The 23,234-nt window shown below is 43.5% G+C and carries 14 protein-coding genes; 3 read left to right on the top strand and 11 right to left on the bottom strand.

Translation table 11 applies throughout. The features are described 5' to 3' along the window. Positions 1-861: 861 nt before the first annotated feature. A complete protein-coding gene (locus DP117_RS09440) occupies positions 862-3,765 on the bottom strand; it encodes a M60 family peptidase N-terminal accessory domain-containing protein (RefSeq protein WP_169218059.1) in 2,904 nt (967 codons plus the stop codon). 1,499 nt (positions 3,766-5,264) lie between these two features. Here DP117_RS09440 and DP117_RS36080 point away from each other — a divergent pair. From DP117_RS36080 to DP117_RS09425, 3 genes are all read left to right on the top strand, one after another. After that, the gene (locus DP117_RS36080; protein WP_248277597.1) at positions 5,265-5,468 is read left to right on the top strand and encodes a hypothetical protein; all 204 of its coding nucleotides are present in this window, start codon (positions 5,265-5,267) and stop codon (positions 5,466-5,468) included. 337 nt (positions 5,469-5,805) lie between these two features. Continuing rightward, the gene (locus tag DP117_RS09430) at positions 5,806-7,761 is read left to right on the top strand and encodes a M60 family metallopeptidase (protein ID WP_169218058.1); all 1,956 of its coding nucleotides are present in this window, start codon (positions 5,806-5,808) and stop codon (positions 7,759-7,761) included. 58 nt (positions 7,762-7,819) lie between these two features. Beyond that, the gene (locus DP117_RS09425; protein ID WP_169218057.1) at positions 7,820-9,418 is read left to right on the top strand and encodes a hypothetical protein; all 1,599 of its coding nucleotides are present in this window, start codon (positions 7,820-7,822) and stop codon (positions 9,416-9,418) included. 129 nt (positions 9,419-9,547) lie between these two features. Here DP117_RS09425 and DP117_RS09420 read toward each other — a convergent pair whose 3' ends face one another. The 10 genes from DP117_RS09420 to DP117_RS09375 all read right to left on the bottom strand — a co-directional run bounded on the left by DP117_RS09420 (position 9,548) and on the right by DP117_RS09375 (position 22,598). After that, positions 9,548-9,829, bottom strand: coding sequence for a hypothetical protein (locus tag DP117_RS09420; protein WP_169218056.1), 282 nt, complete (start codon positions 9,827-9,829; stop codon positions 9,548-9,550). Between the two features lie 29 nt (positions 9,830-9,858). Beyond that, a complete protein-coding gene (locus DP117_RS09415; RefSeq protein ID WP_169218055.1) occupies positions 9,859-11,361 on the bottom strand; it encodes a cryptochrome/photolyase family protein in 1,503 nt (500 codons plus the stop codon). 911 nt (positions 11,362-12,272) lie between these two features. After that, positions 12,273-13,664: a UDP-glucose/GDP-mannose dehydrogenase family protein gene (locus DP117_RS09410; RefSeq protein ID WP_169218054.1), complete on the bottom strand. Its 1,392-nt coding sequence runs from the start codon at positions 13,662-13,664 to the stop codon at positions 12,273-12,275. A gap of 76 nt (positions 13,665-13,740) precedes the next feature. Then, positions 13,741-14,679: a UDP-glucuronic acid decarboxylase family protein gene (locus DP117_RS09405; protein WP_169218053.1), complete on the bottom strand. Its 939-nt coding sequence runs from the start codon at positions 14,677-14,679 to the stop codon at positions 13,741-13,743. A gap of 931 nt (positions 14,680-15,610) precedes the next feature. Beyond that, positions 15,611-17,761, bottom strand: a complete 2,151-nt coding sequence (locus DP117_RS09400; RefSeq protein ID WP_169218052.1) for a cation:proton antiporter — start codon at positions 17,759-17,761, stop codon at positions 15,611-15,613. Between the two features lie 146 nt (positions 17,762-17,907). Next, positions 17,908-18,567 (bottom strand): HAS-barrel domain-containing protein, encoded by a 660-nt coding sequence (locus tag DP117_RS09395; protein ID WP_169218051.1) that lies wholly within the window; start codon positions 18,565-18,567, stop codon positions 17,908-17,910. A 295-nt stretch (positions 18,568-18,862) separates the two neighbouring features. Continuing rightward, on the bottom strand, positions 18,863-19,060 hold the full coding sequence (locus tag DP117_RS09390; RefSeq protein WP_169218050.1) for an NAD(P)H dehydrogenase subunit NdhS: 198 nt from the start codon (positions 19,058-19,060) through the stop codon (positions 18,863-18,865). A 99-nt stretch (positions 19,061-19,159) separates the two neighbouring features. Next, the gene (gene rodA, locus DP117_RS09385) at positions 19,160-20,473 is read right to left on the bottom strand and encodes a rod shape-determining protein RodA (protein ID WP_169218049.1); all 1,314 of its coding nucleotides are present in this window, start codon (positions 20,471-20,473) and stop codon (positions 19,160-19,162) included. Between the two features lie 110 nt (positions 20,474-20,583). Further along, positions 20,584-21,654, bottom strand: coding sequence for an Mrp/NBP35 family ATP-binding protein (locus tag DP117_RS09380; RefSeq protein ID WP_169218048.1), 1,071 nt, complete (start codon positions 21,652-21,654; stop codon positions 20,584-20,586). A gap of 419 nt (positions 21,655-22,073) precedes the next feature. Beyond that, positions 22,074-22,598 carry an SRPBCC family protein gene (locus DP117_RS09375; protein WP_169218047.1) on the bottom strand — a complete coding sequence of 175 codons (525 nt, stop codon included), beginning with the start codon at positions 22,596-22,598 and terminating at the stop codon, positions 22,074-22,076. Between the last annotated feature and the right edge of the window lie 636 nt (positions 22,599-23,234).

Genomic DNA, 23,234 nt, shown 5'->3' with positions numbered 1-23,234 from the left:
AATCTTAACTTTTTATGTAATTTTTGGAAAATTTAGATGGGACTTACGCTGTCTCTCTTATTTCTTTGCGTCCTTGGTACGGTGGTTCAGAGCTAGATTTTTGGGACTATACCTTGTTTTGAGGGTTTTTAGGATTTTAATTTTGTCATCTGTGAACGGACTTGGGTTATGAGCCGGTGAACTTGAGTTCTGGGCGTACTCATACCAAGTTGCATTGTCAAAGCGTAATCTGTCCGCAGCGACTGGAACAAAGTCGAAGGAAGCAATCTCATCAACCCTGAACTACTACGCGTAATCTATCCGCAGCGACTCTATTGGTGCCAGAAATTATCCAGACTTAGCTAAAGCTATTGAAGAAGCCTTTAGTAAAGTCTCTCTAAATGATATCCGTAGTTGGTTTACTCATTGTTGTTACTGTACCTCACGCTTACTAGAAAATGCTATAGCTGGTTACGGGAGATTGCTTCGCTCCACTACGTTCCACTCGCTGCGGACAGATTCGCTCTTTGAGTGCAACTTGGTATCAAAGCCAGTTCTAGACAAGTATTGGGATTTTTCGGATATGTCTACTAGACCTCTCCAAAAATGGCTATGAAACCTTTACCGCGCTTGCACTAAAAATCATTTTTGGAGAGGTCTACTGGGAAAAAGCGGAAACTGAATTCTCTTAAAGAGATACTATTTTTTGGCTAAATTTCAAGAGTCAGCATCTCTAATGCTGATTATTACGTACTAATTCGCTACCTCTGCAGTAAGCGCGATCGCACTTACTGCAGAGGTAGTGATAGTAGGAGTTTGACTTTTTCCTCAGATGTCTACTTATTTCTGGCAACGGGTCGCACCCATCCATAAATGCCGGGGCTACCTCGCCGTTGACAATCCGGTGTTAGAATCAGGCAGCGTAGTAAATTCTTTCTTAACTATCTTAGTGTAGCTAGGGTATAGTTTGGGTATGCCGCTTTGATAGACAGTGGCTTGAACTAAATACTTAGTATTTGGCTTTAATCCGGGTACCTTAATTGGTCCGGTCGGTGTTTTAGCTACAACTGGCATATTGCCATGCAGTACAGGATCAAAGTAAAAATTATTGCCATTAACTATGTCTGAAACGGTCTCCTCTTTCTCATCAACAACCTCATCAACACTCCAGTATAGCGTCCCTCCAATCTCAGAGGTGTAGTTAAGCTCTACGCTATTGGCAGTTCGGTTAGATGGTTCGTCGGTGCTTATCTTATACTGTGGAGGTATGTATTTTTTCACATCAGCAGGATTAACTACCTTGGTAAGATTGAGCTGGCCTATACATGTGTTAGCCTCAGCTGAAGCAGTATGTCCATATTCTTTGAACCATGGTCTCAGATCCACTCCCATACCTTTGGAAACAGCGTAAACAAAGAAGTCAGCATTATCAAGGCCTCCGCCAAACTGCTTTGGATCGCACGCTCCCCCTCCGGTCTTCGGAAATTCCCGCCATTGCCTATGAATATTTCTTAGAACTGCCAGCTGATCTATACCGCCTTGAGACTCCTGGTTATAGTAACTAAACAACTGTTCTAGCAGCTCTCCTACATATTGGTCTAGCTTTGTTACAGTGCCATTTGTGATATCGGTATATTCCCTTCCTCCAAGATATTTAGTAATATTTCCGCTAAGAATAGTAACAGCAACCCTGTTGTAATCCGCTAGAGGTTCCGAGAGAGCCATTCCGTCATTTCCTTCGGCTCTTGCTAGTTCTGAAGAACCAAATACATGCCCCAACTCGTGCCAAACAAAGTAGTTCCCACTTCTGAGCTGTGCAGCCGTGTTTTCCTTAAGACTACTATAGTAAAATGGTAATTTCGTGACTTGAGTTGGTCCACTACTAGTGCCTGAGCAGGCATACCCATCAGAGCCAGAGCATATTGTATCGTACTCCAAAGTAACTCTGTACTTAAGATTTGGCGGTTTATGGGCAGGTATGCTATCATCAAGTCCTCTATAATTCAGATGGGCTTTAAAACTGCGATCAGCTGCCTTGGCATAAGCCTCAACTTCTTTTCCGGTTACTATGTCTTTTTCGCCAGTATCCATAGTAAAAATCATATATTTGGACTCAATCTCTAAGAAGCCTCCTCCATATTTAGATTGTACTGTGTCCCATCCAGTTGGAGTTGTTTCGCTGAGCTTAAAATAAGGTGAGTTGTAAGCACCTTCAATTGAAACTGTTATGTTCTCATCATCGAGGGAGGTAGAAGTAAGATACACCAGACCCCCTAAATGCAAATTAATTCTATTGACACCTACGTTGAGAGGATAGTTTTCCCTAAGCTGAAATGGTCTGACAACTGTTGCATTTTTCTCTTTCTCTTTTACATCAGAATGATTATTAATCCTTAGTCCAAGTTTACCATCTCGGGCAGATGGAATATCAGGTACAGTAACTGTAAGAGTGCTGTTGGGGTTTGCATAAAGTCGGGCGGACGTAACATGCTCCGGCTGCCCATAGTCTCTTAGGTAATTAGGCTCGTCCTGAATATTGAAGGTAACGTTGGCAGTAACCGGAGTTTGGCCAGTTATGGTCGGCAACATCCAGTAGTTTAGTTTCATATCCTTGACAAGAGAGTCTCTGAGCACTGCAAGGTAGGAAATGGGACTGGCAAGCTTTTGGAAAGATTTTTGTTCTAGAGTTAGAACATTGGGATACTTAGGAGAGTTACCACGCCACTGGTCGAGCATGTTTAATACTTCTGCATTATCAGTATCAAGTAAAATTCTGACCTTAATCATTGCCTCTTCCACTGCCGCATCTGTACCAGCTTGTTTATATTCCCTATCTTGCAAGATTTGGATATGATTGGCCAGTGGGGTTACCTGAGGAAGCGTATAGTTGCCAGCGACAGGAGAATTAACGGGAAAAGTATTGTTGTTCGGCTCCACAAACTCGGTTGTCATGGCAATACCTGCTGTTGTCAGGATTTTATTTATGCCTTTTGGAATATCGCTATTCCAGGTGGACTCAGCTCTGGTGTACGGCTCCTTTATCAGCAAACTGCCTCCACCATTGACATATTCCAGAAGTGCCTTAACCTCTGTATCCTTTAATGTGGGAGTAGGATTGACACTGCTCCAATTTTCCACAACGTAGGTTACAGGGTAAGTTACCGGATTAGCTAGCTCCTTACTTAGGGTTGTAAAATCGGTTGTCTTGATAATACTTAAGTTCCAAGAAGAGTGGGCGTCACTAGCCTGCTTTTCATGATTGGTCAACAGATTCATTTTATTGGTCGAAGTTGCACCAGCGTAAACGTCCTTTGATAGCCAATTCAAGGAGTTAGACAAAAATTGAAGCTGATTGCCATCGTCGGATTTAGGCAGGGCAAAATCCGAATCGCTTGATTTATAGCTTTTTCTGGCATATACAACAATCCTCCCTTTTCCATACTTGGCTCCAGCCGCTACAATCTTGCCGCCGCTATCGGCCAGCACTCCAAAAGCCTCGCTCCCAAAAGGGTATAACACACGTGTCTTGTAATTGTCAGAAGACCCGTTTTTATAAGCATCCAGAGTTGTTAGGTCGTTTAACAGGGAATTTACACTGACCTGTTTTTCGTCTTGAGTTAAAGCCTGCTGAGCTAGGAGCGTCTGATTGGCTTGAAGACTGATTGGGTCGCTGCTAATCTCTGAGTCGAGGTTGAGAGATAAGGCACTTGCTGACAGATTAATGAAAATGATAGCTATTACACTAATCATCTTGATTAAACTTATGAATGGCTTATTTGTAAACATAACTACTTTGTTTGTGTTGGTTTGTTGCTGTTTTTGTTTTTCATTTGCGGTTCGGGGATTGCTTCACTTCATTCGCTGCAGACAATTGTTCAACTGGACATGATATGACACGATCGCCTTTTGCTGTAAAAACTGCTAGATTGCCCTATCACATGGCAATACAGATGAGGGTGAAATTCAAGGCGCGATCGCGGTGGTTACTCCTTACCCAGATCCAATTGCAGTATTCATCCTCACTGATAAATAGAGTAATCGCTACCTCAACTGTTTAATTGATTTAATTTACACAGTTAGTCCCATGCTGTGACTCGATGTACACGGATGCCAAACTGTTGTTTAATCAATTCCCCAACTTTTGATCCACTCCATAATCCACCATCTTCTGGGGGTGACTGTAACTTTTCAAAAAGCTCTTTAAGTTGTTCGGATGTTAGGGCTTTGTGTTTGCCTCCTGGGCTTTTTCTATGTCCGTCTACAATCCCCTCTGCTCCAAGAGCGTTGTCACGGCGAGCAATTTTACGTACTCAATCAGGGCTAAAATCCGTAATTTCCGCTACTTGCTCTACTTTCATTGGTTTTTCTGGGCGGCTCAATAGACGAATCACGCTCTCATCGACTGCGTTCTTTCACATCTCGACAACGACGGTAGCGCTATCGTTAACTCTGCATAATCCAGATGAGGAATGATATCGATTCGAGTACGAGGCATGACTGCACACTGATTTTACTCCCACTAAATAATAATATTGATCGCAACTTCGTGTAACTTGAAATTTTCTGTGAATTTTTTCTACTGTTGGGTTAAGGATAGTAAAGTGCATAAGCAGCAAATAGCAATCTTGTAAGCGCTATGTTTGCTGTCACATGCAGTCTATAACAAGGTTATTAAAATAGCAATATGCGGTATCAATATTTTTTAGGACTTACGCATCGTACATAAGTACTATACGCAATTTGGGTAGGGAGCAGGGTAAGCGCATTTTAATTTGCGTGTGAAAAATGGTACTGTAATGGGGTAGGGTAGTGAGCAATAACTCTGTGATGTCAGGCTATTACCCATGTATAAAGGCTTTGGTTCTCGTCCCCCAAGTCAACCGTCGAACATTTGTGAGTGTTGCCGAAGCAACGACGTTGACCGAGCAACTGCAAAGCTAGTTTAGGGAGATTGAAGACCTACGAGTAGAACGTACCCGTGCCCACTTGTTGATTGATATCCTAATGATCGGAATTTTAGCAGTAATCGCGGGGGCTTCATTTGGGCTTAATTTTTGTCTAAGTCCCGTTAAGAAAAAAGCTCAAGCTTTTGGCTTGGAACTCATCCCTATTTCAACCTCGACGGAATGTGTATCTTAGAGGATGTTTTAAAAGTGGGGGGCTATTATCCACCAAGACTATCGAAAAAGATTTGGAATAGAAAGTAGTTATAGACCGGAGGCGGAGCGTCTCCGCCTCCGCTCAAAAATATCTGCCGAATCAGAACAACTAATAAAAAGCCAACCTTGAGATTATTGTTTGTTGGCATCTCTTTTATTTTAGTAAATATCTGGGTTAATCCTCTCTGGTTAAAAATTGGTCAACCGAGGAAAGATGGACGATTAATTTATCGTGAACTGTTTAGTCTCAAACAGATGTTGGCTTTCTTGCGTCAAGCTGTTGAAAAAATACATGAAGTCGTTGAAGGCATTTATCTTCCCTCGGCTTAGTTCTCAGAAACTAAACTGTCACCTGATATAAGCAAATATCATAGATGACCAACCTACTTGCTTAAACGCTGACCGAGGAAAAGTATTACAGACTACACAATTTGCCAATGATCGCTCTTGGGGGAAAAGTTTGTGATCTACAGAAATTAGATGTGTAACAACTTATCAGTATAAAATGTATTTTTTATACTTGACAAAGCATTGCATCTTGTCTTAATTCTACTGTTGTAGATGTATCCATCAAATAAATAGTTACTAACAGTAGAAATCCTGCTGTACTCTTCCAAGTTGAAACTATCGGAAGGTTTGAGTTTATTCAGAACAGAGAAACCAATCTATGTTTGCCAAAGTGTTGAAAAGTTTGCTCGTCTTCCTGCTTTTGTGCTTATTCATTTTTCCCAGTAGAGCTATTGCAGCTCAAGTAGCTCAGGGAATAACCGTAGTGTCTGAGCAAGGAGATATGCTCATTTCGGGGCGGACAGATTCAGGTGCGCTATTATGTATGGAGGCTAATGGCAACAGCGTTATTGCTGGAATTTGTAGAGGGGATCTCGGTAGAGGGGATCTCGTCCAGCAACTCTGGTCAATGGACGATCAGGGACACTTAAAAAGTCTTGCAGATGTTCAGCAAGAAAAGTGTCTTGATGGCGGTTCACTGAGTAGTGGTACTAAAACCACGTTAACTTCATGCAAAGACACATCAGGTCAGTTATGGCAATATGACAACGGAGTGTTTAGAAGCAAGTCTAATAACCAGCGAGTTCTCGATGGTGGTTATTTGGGTGCCAACATTCTTATTTACGGTTACAATGGCTACAGGCAGCAGCATTGGAGCTGGGGGAAAGAGGATCGCGAATTCTTAGAAGCCAATCTAGACAAGTTACCGATTCGCTACCCGATTGCACTTAGCGATACATTTACACAGGAATTGGAAAAGGCTCAGTTTCGTCAGGGTACGTTTCAACCACCAACTAAGATTATCTCGCCGCCCGATGTGAGTGATTTTCCGGGAAATATTGAGCCAGGCGCTGAAATTGTCAACAAAACGATTGAATTTGATCGTGTGTTTAATGACCGTGAACAGTTCAGGATGAGCCAACCGCCCAAAAACTGGAAAATCACGGGTTTATACGCTCGTCCTGCTGAGGAGCTAATCGTTAATGTGAAAAATGCAACACGGCAAGATCTCAAGGGCGTTAAAGTCCGGATGAATACCCATACCGATGAACTTGCTCCCGATTCAAAGAATGTTAAACAAGATGGCAAGTTTAAGAGACCACCAATTGTGACCCTACGTTTACCCTTAGAACCTGGTCAGAATCAGGTGCGTAATCAATACGGTGGTCTGATTTTTCTAGAATCTACCGACAGCGCTGACAAGGTACTTGATATTGAGATTCAAGATGCGGTGGAAGCTCCACATTATATCCACGGGGTAACAACTCCAGAGCAATGGAGAACTATTCGGAACAACCCGGCACCTTGGGCAGTGATAGAGACCACGAAGGTCGTGGTCGTCGTGCCATCAAGCGATGTGAGAAATCTTGATAACCAAGAATCACTGGGAAGCATGTGGGACAATATTGTAGGGTGGGTAAGTGAGCTAGCTGGCTTTTCTGAAAATCCAGCTTTGCCCCATCGAACCCCGCAGGGCAAACAGTGGCTTGTTATGGATAAGCAAATCTCGGCAGGAAGCGCACATGCTGGCATTCCTATAATGTTCTCCCCCGGCTATAAATTAGCTGATGTAAATGCTATTAGCAAAAGCGGCCGCACGGGTTGGGGAGTTTGGCATGAGCTTGGCCATAACTACCAACAGCCTTTATGGGCGTCCACTTTTGGAGGTGAAAGCACGGTAAATCTATATTCGCTTTACGTGCAGGAAAAGCTGGGAGAGCCAGACGAACTGATAAAGCGCAAAGATTACATCAAAGCGATCAATCTGCTGAATGACCCCAACATTACCGATAAATTTAACAAGGCTGGTGATTGGGGAAAGCTGGTGTTTCTGATGCAGATAAAACACGCTTTTCCAGAAGGATGGGATATCTACAAGGAACTTAACAAGCGCTATCGTGAACTGTCAGCTAACGAAGTGGCTCAGCTCAAGGACGATCAGGCAAAACGAGATAAGTTCTATATCTTGATGTCTGACATAACCGGGCACGATCTGACCAGTCATTTCGACAAATGGGCTATTGGGCTTTCTTCGGCAGCAAGGCAAACTGTCCAAAATATGAACTTGCCACAGCCATCACAAAATATCTGGGAAATAAACCCTGAGAAAGCATAACAAACATGTCAGGGACTTCCAAAAAAGAAATTATCCAAAGAAAGAGTTATTCAAGTTAATGAGTATTCCAATTCAGGTTTCACCGCCAACGAACGATCTGAGCCTGTCAAAAGACCAGACGTTAGCCGAACTGGTGAAAGTCAGCATCCCGAAATCTGGGGTAGTCCCCAAAGTGGATGTCTATTTTCTCGCCGACACGACAGGTAGCATGGCTCCAGCGATCGCCGCCGTCAAGAGTGGCATCATGGATGTCCTAACCCAAATCCAAGCGCTAGGGTCCGATGTCTGGTTCGGGGTTGGTGACTACAAAGACTTTCCGGCCCCGGTTGCTGAGCAACATCCCTACGCCTTCGCCCACCAATGTAGCCTGAGTGCCAATATCGCCGCCGTCAAAGCGGCAGTCGATACCTGGACAACCACTCCCGGTAAGGACATTCCAGAAGCTCAGTTCTATGGACTCGATCAGGTGGCCGAACCACCAGGTGGCAAGATCGGTTGGCGTGCCGATGCCAAGCGGATCATCGTCTGGTTTGGTGACGCCGCCGGACACGACGCAGTCTGCCAGAAAATCTCCGGCCTATCCTACGACATCACCGAGGCATCGGTCACCGCTAAGCTAGTCGCAGAGAAGATCAAAGTGCTGGCCCTCAGCTTGAACATCAACCCTAACTCCCCAGAGGGGCTGGACGACGAGCCGAAATTGGCACCTCAATATAACGGGTATCAGGAATTCTGCGGCGATTCTGGCGGCACCAAAGGACAAGGGACAAGGATTGCCAAGGCGACGGGTTGCAAACTGGTCCAAGGTGTGAGTGTGGATACCATTATCGAGACGATCACCACGGAATTAGCAGCACAGATCACCGCGTTCGGGAACATCAGTCTGGTAGCCAGCGGTGCCACGGCACAGTTTGTGCAAGCGATCGCACCTCCCGCTGGTCACGGTCCACTCAGCAGAGACCAAGATCATGAACTTACCTTCAACGTTGACTGGATTGGCACTGTGGAAGGCACCAGCCAGGTTCAGGTCTTTAGCGGCTCTCTCGATGTCATTGCCGATGGAGAAGTCGTTGGCGGCAAGACAGTCCAAATTACAGTACCAATCTCTTTTCCACCACTACCCCCACTTTATCCCGAGGAGGATATTATGATCCCACGCCCAGATGATGTTTCCGGTACCTGGATGTTGATTCACCAAATGACGGCTAGTTATTTACTACCGGCGAATGGCTCTCCCAATCTCAACGACTTGATCTGGACCTGGAACCAAGATCCTCCTAATACTACGGCATGGAGACAAGGACACCTGTGGGTTCTGGAGAAGCAGACCGATGGAACTTACCGCATCCGGACCTTGGAGGTAAATCAGTTGTATATCCAAGCGCCAATCCAACCTGCGGCTAATGGGTCTATAACTTTGCAACAGCACAGTCAAAGTGAGTTGCAGTCCTGGGTATTGGTTCCAGTCAGCGGTGATCCCAACACTTATGCCATTCAACCGAAGTCATTCCCCAACTCTGCCCTTGGTCTTTTTGCCAGCCAAGAACGACGTGATTCCAACGCCAACGGCATGATGGTGGTCGCCAGCAACACCTGGGGAAAACCAACTTTCCATCAATATTGGCGACTGAGCCAGCCTCCCGCTAATGCCAAATGAGAAAAAGCTGACGGGTTGACAAGAGCGATCGCACTCTCTGCGACGACATCAAGTAAACACCCTTCACCCCACATCCCTCTGTTGCACATGCTAATCTCGTACTTGCTGACGAGAGATGAGATTGCACAATTATAGGCGATCGCACAGAGTACTCTTCTTTAGACGAGGCGATCGCCTGCGGGCGTATCCGAACCGTATTGCAAGTGGATGAGTCTCAAACACTCGTCCGCGAGTCTCAAACACTCGTCCGCGAGTCTCAAACACTCGTTCACGAGTCTCAAACACTCGTCGTCGAGTCTTAAACACTCGTCCGCGAGTCTTAAACACTCGTCCGCGAGTCTTAAACACTCGTCCGCGAGTCTTAAACACTCGTCCACGAGTCTCAAACACTCGTCCGCGAGTCTTAAACACTCGTCGTCAAGTCTCAAACACTCGTGAGCTTATCCTAACCGTTGCACATGCCAATCTCGCGCTTGTTGACGGATAATTTCTAATTCTTCTTGAGACATTCGTTCAAGATGTCCCAAAATAAAACTCATTCTTCCTTGAAACTGAAGTTGACTGCGGTGACGATCAAGAAAATCCCAATAGAAGAAATTGAAAGGACAAGCATTTTTCCCGACACGTTCTTTAGGGTTATAAACACATCCCTTGCAATAATCGCTCATCTTATTGACATAATTACCAGATGCTGCATAAGGTTTCGATGCCAATATTCCACCATCAGCAAATAACCCCATACCAATCACATTTGTCTGCATCACCCAGTCATAAGCATCAATAAACATGGCATGAAACCAATTTTCCACCGCTTGAGGCGAAAGACCTGCAATCAAAGCAAAATTACTCAAAACCATCAGCCGCTGGATATGATGAGCATAACCAGTACGTAGCAACTGAGTGAGTACCTGGTGCAGACAATTCATCTTCGTCTCACCCGTCCAGAAAAACTCAGGTAAAGGTTGGGTGTGATTAAACCAATTCTTTTCTGGATAATCTGCACTCACAAAATGGTAAATCCCATGCATATATTCCCGCCAACCCATCACTTGACGAATGAAACCTTCTATGCTGTTTAAAGATAGTTGGTTTTGGTGGTAAGCTTTCTCTGCTGCTTGAATAACTTCCAGAGGTTGGAGTAACCCAATATTCAGGTACGGAGATAGCATAGAATGCCACATTGTCTCTTCCCCTGTCACCATAGCATCCTGGTAAGGACCAAACTCAGGTAGACGATTTTTTATAAACCAGTCTAATATCTGGAGTGCTTGAGAACGAGTCACTCCCCAGCGAAACGGTTCTACGTCTCCGTAAAGCGGAAAAGAAAGAGATTTGACGTGTACAATCACATCTTGAGTGATTTCATCCGGTTCAAACCACTTGGTTGATGGCGTATTTAATTTACCTTTTGGCGGTTGACGGTTCTGTTTATCAAAATTCCACTGTCCCCCGACTGGTTTATCACCCTCCATCAAAATTTGAAAACGTCGCCGTCCTTCTCGATAAAAATCTTCCATGATCAGACGTTTACGACGTTTTGCCCAAGTTGTGAACTCTTCTACACTCCATAAAAAATGATTGTTAGGAATAAGAGTAATTTTGCAGTGTAAAGAAGCAAACTTTTCAATCATTTGGGTGAATGGTTTATCATTTGGCGTCATCACCCGCAACTCAGTAATTTGATTTTCCTTAACCCACTCTTGGAGTGGTGTTTCAAAATCCTCAGCTAATTTGTAGGTAACTGGATAACCAAATTCTCGTAATTCTTCAGCAAAATGTCGCATTGCTGACCAAACCAACACCAGCTTTTGTCGATGGTAAGGGCGTTCTTGGACATGATGCAGCGACTCAATCATGATCACAGGCACTTTATCTTGACAACTTTGCAGTGCTGCTTGTTCTATCCAAAGTTGGTCGCCTAATATCCAAACGCCGATGGTCATTTTTTCCTCTCTCTGTGTCCTCTCTCTTGAAAAGGTATGAGCCTCGCTCCTTTGAGAAGCTTACGCGCTTCGGAGGAAACCTCCGCTCATACTTTTCGCTGCTTCCTCTGCGGTTAAAAAAACAGGTATTTTTAAGCACCGGAAGGGAGTAAGATTTTGCTTTCAACAATTTGTTAATCTTGCCACGAATAAATCAGGGGGCGACACAATCAACCAAAAAAGCCTGCCCAATTTTTCAGGATCAGGCTCCGTAATAGGGTTGTCCATTCTTGTCTATGAAAAATGAAGCGGCTTTTTCATCAGCCTATCTTATCATTCATCCAGAGCAACAACTTTTCTAAAGTTTTTGGAAAAATAGTATTGTCAGTAGATGACAAACTTTTGGAAACTGACGGAAAAATAAGGGTTTCAGCCTGAGCGAATCACGAGCCAAATAGTTCTCTCTTAAGAGCGATCGCGATATGACAGCTAGCGCCATTGGCTGAAATGCTGATTAAAAAGCGCTTTCCTGATATCGGGGTGTTTGACTGAAATGCCCATATGGCAGGAGTTCTAAAAAACTTTGTGATCTACTGATATTGCAATCCAAGAGTTTCTGAAGTAACTCTGCTTCCTCGTAGAAGGTAATTCGCTCCATTGAAGATAATGATAATCATTGCGACAGGGAGAAAGTAGCAGCCGACGGCTGCCACTTTCTCCCTGAGTTTTGTAGTAAATTTAGGGCGTTGCTGAATCCATGTATGAAAAAGATGTCGTGTGATTCCAAACCCTTGTCTTGACGTACCATGGTTCGCCAGCGCGGCGCAGGAGGGTTTCCCGACAGAGGCGACTGGCGTCACGTTTCTACACTTGGATTGATACTTCAAATCAGCAACGCCAAATTTAGTAATTTGAATTCATCGCGTTCAAAGTTAGCGACCAATACCTACATATTGGAAACCTGCTCTAACCATCATCTCAGGATCTAGGAAATTACGACCGTCAATCATGACAGGGTGACTCATCAACTGTGCCATCTTAGCGTAGTCCAAGTTTTTGAACTGTTGCCATTCCGTCACAAGCACTAAAGCGTCACAACCATCAGCAAGTCTTTCGGCATCGGTTTCTACCAACACACCAGAAAGACCATGACGCATACCAGTTTGAGAAACAATTGGGTCGTATGCCTTAACTCTAGCTCCTAATCTGTTCAACTGCTCAATAATATTAAGCGCTGGAGCATCCCGCATGTCATCTGTATCGGGCTTGAAGGTTAAACCCAGCAATCCCACAGTTTTACCTTTAAGAATTTTCAAGGCTTGCTGGAGTTTTTCAATCGCAAGCAACCGCTGGCGTTCGTTGACACTGACAGCTGCTTTGAGTAACTGTGTGTCATAACCGTAGTCATCTGCAGTGTGAATCAGTGCAGAAACATCTTTGGGGAAGCAAGAACCACCCCAACCAATGCCAGCATTTAAGAATTTGTTACCAATACGGGAGTCTAAACCGATACCTTTTGCCACTTGGGTCACATCAGCACCAACGCGATCGCAAATATTTGCAACTTCGTTAATAAAACTAATCTTCGTTGCTAAGAAGGCATTAGCAGCGTACTTAATCATCTCCGCTGAACTCAAGTCTGTGACGAGCACTGACACTGGGGGTAGAGATGGATCAGTTGCAAACTTGCGCTCTACAATCGGAGCATATAGTTCTTGCATCATGGCGATCGCCCTTGGACTGTTACCTCCTAAGACGATACGGTCAGGGTTAAAGGTATCATAAACCGCTGACCCTTCCCGCAAAAACTCTGGATTACTGACGACATCAAACTCAGCTGTAATCTCAGGTAACTTATCATAAGTTGGCGCTCCACCAGCAGTGATGAGTGTTTTTTGACGTTCGGCTATGCCATCTAAAACAATCATCCGCACCCAGTCTCCCGAACCAATGGGCACTGTAGATTTATTGACAATCACCTTATACCCACCGTCTAAATGTGTACCAATACCACGGGCGACTGCTTCAACATAACGGGTATCGCTCTCCCCTGTTGGTAAAGGTGGGGTTCCGACTGCAATAAATAAAATTTCTCCGTGAGCGACTCCTGCAGCCAAGTCTGTTGAGAACTCTATTTTACCACTATGAATAGCAGACTGCATAATGTCTGACAGTCCCGGCTCAAATATCGGCGACTGTCCAGACTTCATGATCTTGACTTTCTCTTCGTTGTTATCTATGCAAACAACATCATGACCTATATGAGCTAAGCATGCACCTGTTACTAAACCCACATAACCAGTACCGATGACGCAAACACGCATTTTATGTAGTTCCTCACTTTTCGGGGTTAATTTTTTTCAGAAGACATTTTTCGCTTTGAAAACCTGAGTCGAAAACTCAAGACTCAGCATTCTTGAGGCGATCGCGGAAATCTTCTATAGTCAGTTTTAACCCCTGTTGCAAAGGAACAGTAGGTTCCCAGTTTAACCAAGTTTTTGCCCTTGTAATGTCAGGACGACGGCGACGTGGATCATCAGAAGGTAATGGTTCAAACTTGATTTGTGCGTCGGGGTTCACCAAATCTTGCACTGTCTTCGCCAATTCTAAAATCGTATATTCATCAGGATTTCCCAAATTGACTGGACCAATATATTCGTTATTCATCAGTCGTATCAGTCCGTCCACCAAATCTGATACGTAACAAAAACTACGGGTTTGCGAACCCTCTCCGTAAACGGTTAAAGGAATACCCCGCAATGCTTGAACGATAAAGTTGCTCACAACTCGACCATCGTTTTCCAGCATTCGAGGCCCATAAGTGTTAAATATGCGGGCTACTCGAACATCGACTTTATTTTGTCTATAATAATCAAATGTTAAAGTCTCAGCAATTCTTTTGCCTTCGTCATAGCATGAGCGAATTCCAATCGGGTTAACGTTACCCCAGTATTCCTCGCTTTGAGGATGAACTTCTGGATCACCGTAGACTTCACTCGTTGAAGCCAGCAAAACTCGTGCCTTCACACGTTTTGCCAAGCCTAACATATTAAGCGTCCCCATGACGTTAGTTTTAACTGTTTTCACAGGGTTGTACTGGTAATGTACTGGGGAAGCTGGACAAGCCAGATGATAAATTTGATCAACTTCCAAACGAATTGGTTCAGTGATGTCATGGCGGATCATTTCAAATAAAGGATGCTCCGACCATTTGAGTATATTTCGTTTGTGTCCTGTGTAAAAGTTATCTAAACATAGGACCTCGTCTCCACTTGCTATTAGTCGGTCGATGAGATGGGAGCCAATAAACCCAGCACCGCCCGTCACCAAAATTCTCATAGTTCCCCAGTTGCTTACAGATATTTGCAGTTGCGATTGCGTCTGTATTCAGACTACCCAGCCTTAAAACCAAAATACACTATCAGTGTGGATTCAGAAGGTTTTGTTAAACCTAGCAATTTGCCCCTGAATGCTTTTTTCTATATTTGCATTTTTTCGCTTCAGACTTCAATTGTTAAACTAACAAACATCTTTAGGTTTCCATTAGCAAAATAACAGAAATATCTGCAATCTGTAAGCTTTATTGCAAGATTTTACAAAATCTTTAAAAAAATAAAGTTTTTCGTAGAATATGCAAAAATTAGGTAGCTAAAGGTGTCAAAAGCAGATACTTTATATCCAGGTCAAAGTTTTTAGCTGTATGACAAGACCTGATACACAATTTAGTTCTTTTTCCGACGTTGATTTTTGATTTTTACTGTACGAATGAATTTTTTCTTCTCAAACACCAAACTTTCAAGGATTGCAAGAAAACAGAAGTCAATGAAGAAGAATTCAGAATTCAGAAGTCAGAAATCAGAATGCAATTAGTGGGGGCTTGTGACCCGCCACGCTATTGTTGACCACCAAATCTTCGATTTGGTGGGGGCGGTGAGTACCCTCAAGTCAATGAAGAAGAATTCAGAATTCAGAATTCAGAAGTCAATGAAGAAATCAGACTCCTGACTCCTGACTCCTGAACGCCAGGTGCTTTATGCCGGGGGACCCCTTCGGGTTCGCCAGTTGCCTGTTGTCGGGAAACCCTCCCGCAGCACTGGTCTCACCGTCCACCGCACTGGCTCCTCCTGACTCCTGACTACTTCTTTGGTCACTTCAAAAGCAATAGAAGATTACTTATGTATGGGGATTGATAATTTTGAATGAGCAAATTAAGCCAAGAGGTGACGGCTGCGATTTGATTTCAACGCAAGTGCCATAAAAGCAGCCCAAATCACACAATTCCTTCAGACATAGTGGCTGTGGTACTAGTATTAACCTCAGTTGGTACAATGACAGCTTGAGTACGTTGAGGTTCTCCAAGCATGACAATTGAGCAGGTTAGTTGCTTTGCCAATTGAGTTGTGACGTCACTAATTGCTAATCCTCCAGGAATAGTACGATTACGCATAAAAGGTAATACGACTAAATCATATAGTCGTGCTGCTTGTAAAATCGCTTGAGCTGTATTCTCATGAGCAATAATTTGGATTTCTGGTGGGTTTTGCAGTGCCAATCTAGAAATAAGTAGAGATAGTTGCGAGCGTCTCCAAGCAATCTTACTTGAACTCGTACGACGTTCACAGACATTTAGGACAGTCACTTGAGCTTGATTTGCATCTGCTAAAATTTGGGCAAATTTGACAGGCTGCAATGAAGGTGTCATCAAATTTTCAAATGGCACTAATATCCGCTGAATTTTTCTTGGTGATTCTACCAAACGTGTGACTGCCACTGGACAATGAGATGCCCATAAAACGTTATCAATTACGTTACCAAATAAACGTGCTTTGAATCCAGTACGTTTACCCCAACCCATGAGAATCAAACTCGCTTTTTGTTCTCGAGAAGCCCTGCTAATTCCCTGAGCAAAAGCATCATCAATTCTCAGCAATGGTTGTGCTTCCACTCCCAACACTTGACTCAGCGCTACCGCTTTTGCCAGTAATCGTTGGCTTCTTTGCACAGAAGCATCTAGTTGCGGTGCATCCATGTGAGCAAAAGCAGTTGCGATCGCTAGTGGTACAATTGTGCCATTTGATTGTCGTGCCAATAATGCTGCCATTTCAAGAAGGTGCTGCTGTGTCTGCGGATTATAGACAGGAACCACGATAGTATATGAGTTATCTGCTTCGTCTGGGTTTTGCTCAGGCTCGCCCTGAGTTCTTTGCTCTTTCATTGCTGAATTCGTCAAACCCACAGCAACTCGGCTGGTTATGATTGGTCCCAAAGTTGAAGTGATGAGCATCAGGACAATTACGCCATTTAATACCTTGGAATCAAGCAGCTCAGCTCGATATCCAACTAACGTTGCTGCTAACGTTGCACTGACTTGAGGTACAGATAGCGACCATATTGTTAGCGTTTCCTGCCAGTTGTAGCGATAAATCAGTTTTGCCAAAAAAGCAGCTATAAATTTACTTGCGATTAAACCGATAATAATAAAAAACGTTAACTGTAGGGTATGAATGCTTTGTAAAAAAGCAGGCACATCAATTAGCAAACCAAGATTCACAAAGAAGATGGGAATACAAAATACACTGCCAACAAATACAACCTTTTCTTTAACTGGACCTTCCCCCACAGTTTCATTAACAGCCAAGCCTGCTAAAAATGCCCCAACAATTTTTTCTACTCCAATTAATTCTGCTCCTACACAAGCCAGAAAAACGCAGAGCAGGACAAACAAAAATTGATTGCCTTCGTCATCACCAGAACGCCGAAAAAATTCTTTACCCGCCCAATCAAAGCCTACTAAAACGAGAATTGAGTAGAGTATTAAACAACTTACCAATATCATGAGTCGCCAAAAGCTGAATTGGTCACCTCTCATGGCTACACATACAGCCAACACTACCAGGGCTGCAATATCACTAAAAATAGTGGATCCAATAGTAATAGTTATGGCTTTATTATTGACGACACCCAAACGACTAATAATGGGATATGCCAAGAGTGTATGAGATGCAAACAAAGAGCCAATGAATATTGACGAATTCCAGTCAAAGTGAAAAAGACGTCCAACAAAAATTCCCATGATCAGAGGAATCGAGAAGCTCAAACCACCAAACCCCAGTGACTGATTTCTGGTGCGACGAAATTGCTGTGTGTCTATTTCTAACCCTGCTACAAACATTAAGTAAACTAACCCAATATCTGAGAGCAGAGTCATCATTGCTGATTCTGTCTGTAATAAATTCCAGCCGTAAGGACCAAGTACTACTCCGGAAACTAGCAAACCCACTAATCCTGGTAATTGCAACCGCTCAAACAGGATAGGTACAACTAAAATAACTACCAGTAAAATAGCAAACGGAACAATGGGTTCCTTGCCGAGAACTTGGGAAGTTGGTTCCAGCGCCAGAACTTGTAAGATGAGTTCCATAGGTAGGACTGTCGAAGTGGCTATAGTGATGCTTTCATTACTTAAGCGTAATCACGCTTATTTTTTCAATTACAAAAGTCACCCTAATGAAAAAAATCAAAAAACTTTATATAGACTACCTAAACGATTATCTAAAAATGAACGACCTATGGATGGATTTGGCTCAAGATGAACCGCAAGCGATCGTAATCGTCTTTAAGCAACACGCTTAGGGTACGTCCGACTTGGATAATCCATTGTCGCTCAGCTTGGCGTAACTGATAGACATATCGAATTGCGGCTGCGGTTAGAGCATCCACAGGAGCACCATTTACAGAAAGCAGTGTCCGCAAAAAATCTAGTTGTTCAGTGAACTTAATAATTGCTTCGCTTTCACATCGGTAAACCGCTTGATGAACTTGTGGGGGACGAGGAGGCAGATACTGATACACCCGAGCATTTGACAATTTCTTTGCATCTGCTGGCTGCTCAAATCCTACAATTGCAGCACGAAACTCTGTTTTTAGCATAGCAAATATCTGAGGTTGTTCTTCTCGCAAGTCCTGCAGTGACAATCCCAGAGCAACTGCTCGGTGTACGGAATCTACGGGCATAGTCGTTGCATAATACACAACTGCATAAATTTGATTGCCTGACTCTTCATCAACTGAACGTACCCAGCTTCCGAAGGGAGGCATTGAGGGAAAGCTCAAATCGTCGGGTTCCAAACACTGAGCTAAAAATTCACAACTAGATGTTTCGATCACCTCCGCAATATGATTTGGATGGCGATCGCTTCTATTAAACTGTGGTAGGGGAAGACGCATAAGCAATTCGCAATCCGCAAAAAATCAAAATTCAAAAGTGTTAGCGAGCTTCCTTTGTGTTGGTTGTATGTCAGTGAAATAACTTACAGCTTATTAGTCAAAAATCAATATTAACTTTTGACCTTCGGGTATGCAAACAAGCGCATTAATTGGCTCCGTATGGACTTGTACTTTGCGCTTACAAAGGCGTTGCTTACGGAAGGAAACGCCACATGCGTGAGTGTCGGGCATTGATTGCCAATAAGGGCGCAGTGGCTCTCCTTCTGTATAGCGCTGGCTCACTAAAAACTAATGATTATTTAGCTTTTTTACGTCCTGCTGTGGTTTCTACAACTTCTAATTCCCCAAGGCGAAAGGTAACAAGCTTATCCCAGTTACCACCTTCAAACAGGACGGCAACTTTGCCATCACTCAGTCGTTGCACGAGTCCTTCAAAGCGATAGTAGGTATCTTGTGGATTTTTGACGCGAACAGTTGCTCCTGGTAATATCATCGTCTTTTCCTTTGCTTGTTTCCTGTTAATAGCTTAATCTTTCTCAAGCAACCTTTGTATTAGTACTATTTACTAATACTATTGATTAATCATTACCAACTAATACTTCTGCCGTTGTCGAAAATTTGCTACCGATTCTACCAGCCCTAAGGCAATAAAGTTTGTGAGCATTGCAGAACGACCATAACTCATCCAAGGAAGGGGAATGCCTGCCACTGGTGCTAAACCTACGGTCATACCAATGTTGACAATCATCTGAAACACTATCATGGATAAGACACCGACAGCGAGCAAAGAGCCAAAGTTATCTTTGGCAGTTTGGGCAACATGTAATAGGCGCTGACAAACTAAGCAAAAGACAAACAGTACGACCAGACAGCCAATAAAACCAAATTCTTCGCCCACTGCAGAGAAAATAAAGTCTGTATGCTGTTCAGGGACAAAATTTAATTGAGTCATAGGACCTTTGAAAAGACCCCATCCCCACCATTCACCAGCACCAATGGCAATGCGAGATTGGATCAGGTGGTATCCTGCGCCAAGGGGATCTTGTTCGGGGGCTATAAAACTAGTTATGCGGAGTTTTTGATAATCCTTCAAAACATGGTTCCAAGCGAATACACCTAATTCACCACCCAAAAGGTTAAGACCGATTGCGCCTATACCACCAATGATGCTTTGTTTTCCAGGCAGAGTTAAAAATCCAACCAATCCCATGCTAGCTGACCAGATTAACCCTAACGCTGTCAAAGATATCTCGTTGAACAAAACTATCGGTGCTTCTGATAACGGCCAAGCTATGCTGAACAAAATTGCTGCAATCACTGGAGAAATGAGTAGTATTAACCAGCCAGGATTGGCATTTGCCCAGTATAACATCCCCAAAACAATAGCGCCAAAGACGAGTGAGGTTGCTAAATCTGGTTGTAAGAAGACCAATGCCCAAGGCACAGCGGTGATTGCTAAAGCTCTGAAAACATTATCAAGATTAGAAGCAGTACGCTTGTGTAACAACACTGCTAGGGTGATAATCAATCCTAGTTTGGCAAATTCAGAAGGTTGTACGGCAACACCAGCGATGTTTATCCATCGTTGTGCCCCTTTTGCACTTTGACCAACTACCATGACTGCGATCAGGCTAAAGTTGGTCATGGCATAAGTCACCCAGTGCAATTGAATCAGATGTTCATAGCGGCTTCTAGCAATAAATAAGGCAATCGTCAAGCCAATGCCTCCCATGAGCCAGTGCCACCACCAATCAGTGAGTCCTTGATTCAATTCCGTACTGCGGATCATGATTCCGCCAAATATAGTGAGAGCTATTGGCAAACAAAATAACAACAAATCTACTTGTTGCCAAGGTTTGACCCAGTATTTCGAACGAATTCTGGGAAGCGAACGTTTTAACAACATCGTATACTTTTACACTTTTATTGTGAGATTTTAAATTTGGGAACCACTAAAAATCTTTATTCTAGGCTGAGCAACTTCAACCAGGCGAAAATTCAAATTTTTCTATCAGGTTATGTCAAGGCAGCAACTGATACTTTGCCAGCAATGACGAGTGCGATCGCCGTTAACGCTTGGGCACTAGCTGACTCTGGTTCGGCAATTACTACGGGTACACCTTTGTCACCACCAATTCTAGTAGAAATCTCTAGTGGTACGCACCCCAGCAATGGCACTTCTAACTCAGCCGCAGTCTTAGACCCACCCCCGGAACCAAAAATGTCATACTGCTTATCTGGCATATCTGGTGGAATAAAATAGCTCATATTTTCTACTATTCCCAGGATCGGCACATTCATCTGCTGGAACATGCGCAAGCCCTTTCGAGAATCTAACAGCGCTACATTTTGGGGTGTGGTGACAATCACTGCTCCAGCCATTGGCACTGCTTGCGCTAATGTTAACTGAGCATCGCCTGTTCCAGGTGGCATATCCACAATCAGATAATCTATTTCTCCCCATTGCACTTGGTAGAGAAACTGGCGAATCACTCCATTGAGCATTGGTCCACGCCAAATCACTGGCTGATCCCGGTCGATTAAAAAGCCCATTGATACTAATTTGACGCCGTAATTGAAAGCAGGTTCCAGAATTTCGCCGCCTTCTGTGGATCGTACTATCATCTGGGCATCACCTAGTCCTAACATGGTAGGGTCATTAGGACCGTAGATATCAGCGTCTAGCAAACCAACTTTTGCCCCTGTTTGAGCCAAAGCAACTGCAACATTCACAGCAATGGTACTTTTCCCAACGCCTCCTTTGCCACTGGAAACCGCAATGATATTCTTCACACCAGCAACACCAGTGCGATCGCTTATAGTTTTCTGTTGTGGCGTTTCGGCTGTGACCTCTACAAAGACTTCTAGAACTCCTGGAAGCTGTAAAACAGCTTTTTTGCAGTCTTCCACAATAAATTCACGCAAAGGACACGCAGGTGTTGTCAATACCAAGGTAAAGTTAACCTTGCCCTGGTCAATTTTGATGTTGCGAATCATATTGAGTTCTACCAGGCTTTTGCGAAGTTCTGGATCTTGCACTGGTCGCAACACTTCTAGGACTGAACGAGTATCGAGGACATCATACATAATGTTTTTAGTCTTTCTATTTCAATAATTTTTTACAAAAGTTTTGTTATCTTCTAGAATCTTAGCTTTTAGCGACTCGTTAATTGTTAATTAAGTTTAGAATCAACAGTTCACAATTGCGAGTCTATAGTCATATAGTCTCTAGTCGGTGAGTCCAAAGTCACTAGTACCGCTGCCGAGTCAGTCAATATATGGCACTTCGTGCCACAAAGGAGCAATCACGCATTCGCAATCCGGAGAAAAGCTTACATTACAAGCTTTTCGTTTATTTTGTAGACGCCGTTAGGCGGCTTCCCGCAGGGTATGGTAGCTTTATTTCCGCGCCCGACGTCGTAGTTCTTTGACTAATGACTAATGACTAATGAACACTAGTTGTTATAACGGAGAAGATCTCTTTTGGGCGTAGTGATTTTCAATGACTAAAAATCAAAACAACCATCTTTGAGAGATTTTCGCTTTCTTGATACCGCTTGTCTGGTTGCTCCTTCAACTGCTTCGACTAAGGCTCGTGCTACCCGATCCGCGTACGGGCGGGAAAAAGACCAGATTAAGGGCGACAACCAACCACGTAGCGTCACAGAATATGACAAACAAGTGCCACAGACTGTAGATTCTACCTTATAAGTCACCCGTTCCTCTATGCCAGGAATTGCCAGCACTCTGAAACTCAGTAACTCCTGAGGATTGACACGCTCAACAAAAATACGAATGGGAATTGGTGACAACCGTGTGACTGCTTGATAAATGAGTCCAGGTTTGGGTACTAATCCATATGGAACGTTAGTGCTTTTGAGCAATGGATGCCAAGAAACATCTGCTATGTCAACTACTTTTTGCCAAAGTTCATCCACAGAAGCAGAACTGATCTCTCGGTACGTCCGCACCAGAGAAGCGCAAAACCGGCGACGTTTGCGCTGGACGAATTTGGATAACCAAGCTCGCATTTTCCTATTTCTCCTCGCTACACGCTTTTTGGTAACTTTGGCATAGTTAGCATGTGTAATCAGCCCTTGCATTCAAATTTCTCAAATTTGCCCTCAGTATAGTAAGTTGCTATTTAACATATACGCCAAATTGAGGACTCAAAAGTATAACTAATACTTTTTTACTAACCTTCATGAAACAAATACACTCCTTGAGGTAGAGCGTATCAACCAATCCGTATTCGCCTTTAGGTGTTGCTGAAGGCGAGGAAAATACCTCGCGCACCGTTAAAATCTCAGATCCTAACTTAACCATCACTGGATTTTGGTTGATGGCAGCGAAAATCAGATTTTACATCGCACTCTTGTTGAAGAACTTGGTTAAATCTTCAAGTTTATGGTATAAACCATGTAAAAACAACGACTTTTTTGTATATATCTTTTTCATATGTATGTTCGTCAGTACCGTATCTGTGCCTCCTCACTGCGGATGTGGTTATAAATTCTCCTTTAGACAGAGCTTGAGTTTCCTTGGCCGCAAGTGCTTGTAGACTTAATCTTGTGCGAGTTTAGTATTAATCCTAGAACTTTACATAAACATAAACAACTTGAAAAAAATCAACAAACACACAAGCATACGCGCATTTGAGAGAAAAT

It is taken from the genome of Brasilonema sp. UFV-L1 (assembly GCF_012912105.1).
In the GTDB taxonomy this organism is placed as follows: Bacteria; Cyanobacteriota; Cyanobacteriia; order Cyanobacteriales; family Nostocaceae; genus Brasilonema.
The sequence above is the reverse complement of the archived record's forward strand: the minus strand, read 5'-3'. Positions and strand labels throughout refer to the sequence as shown.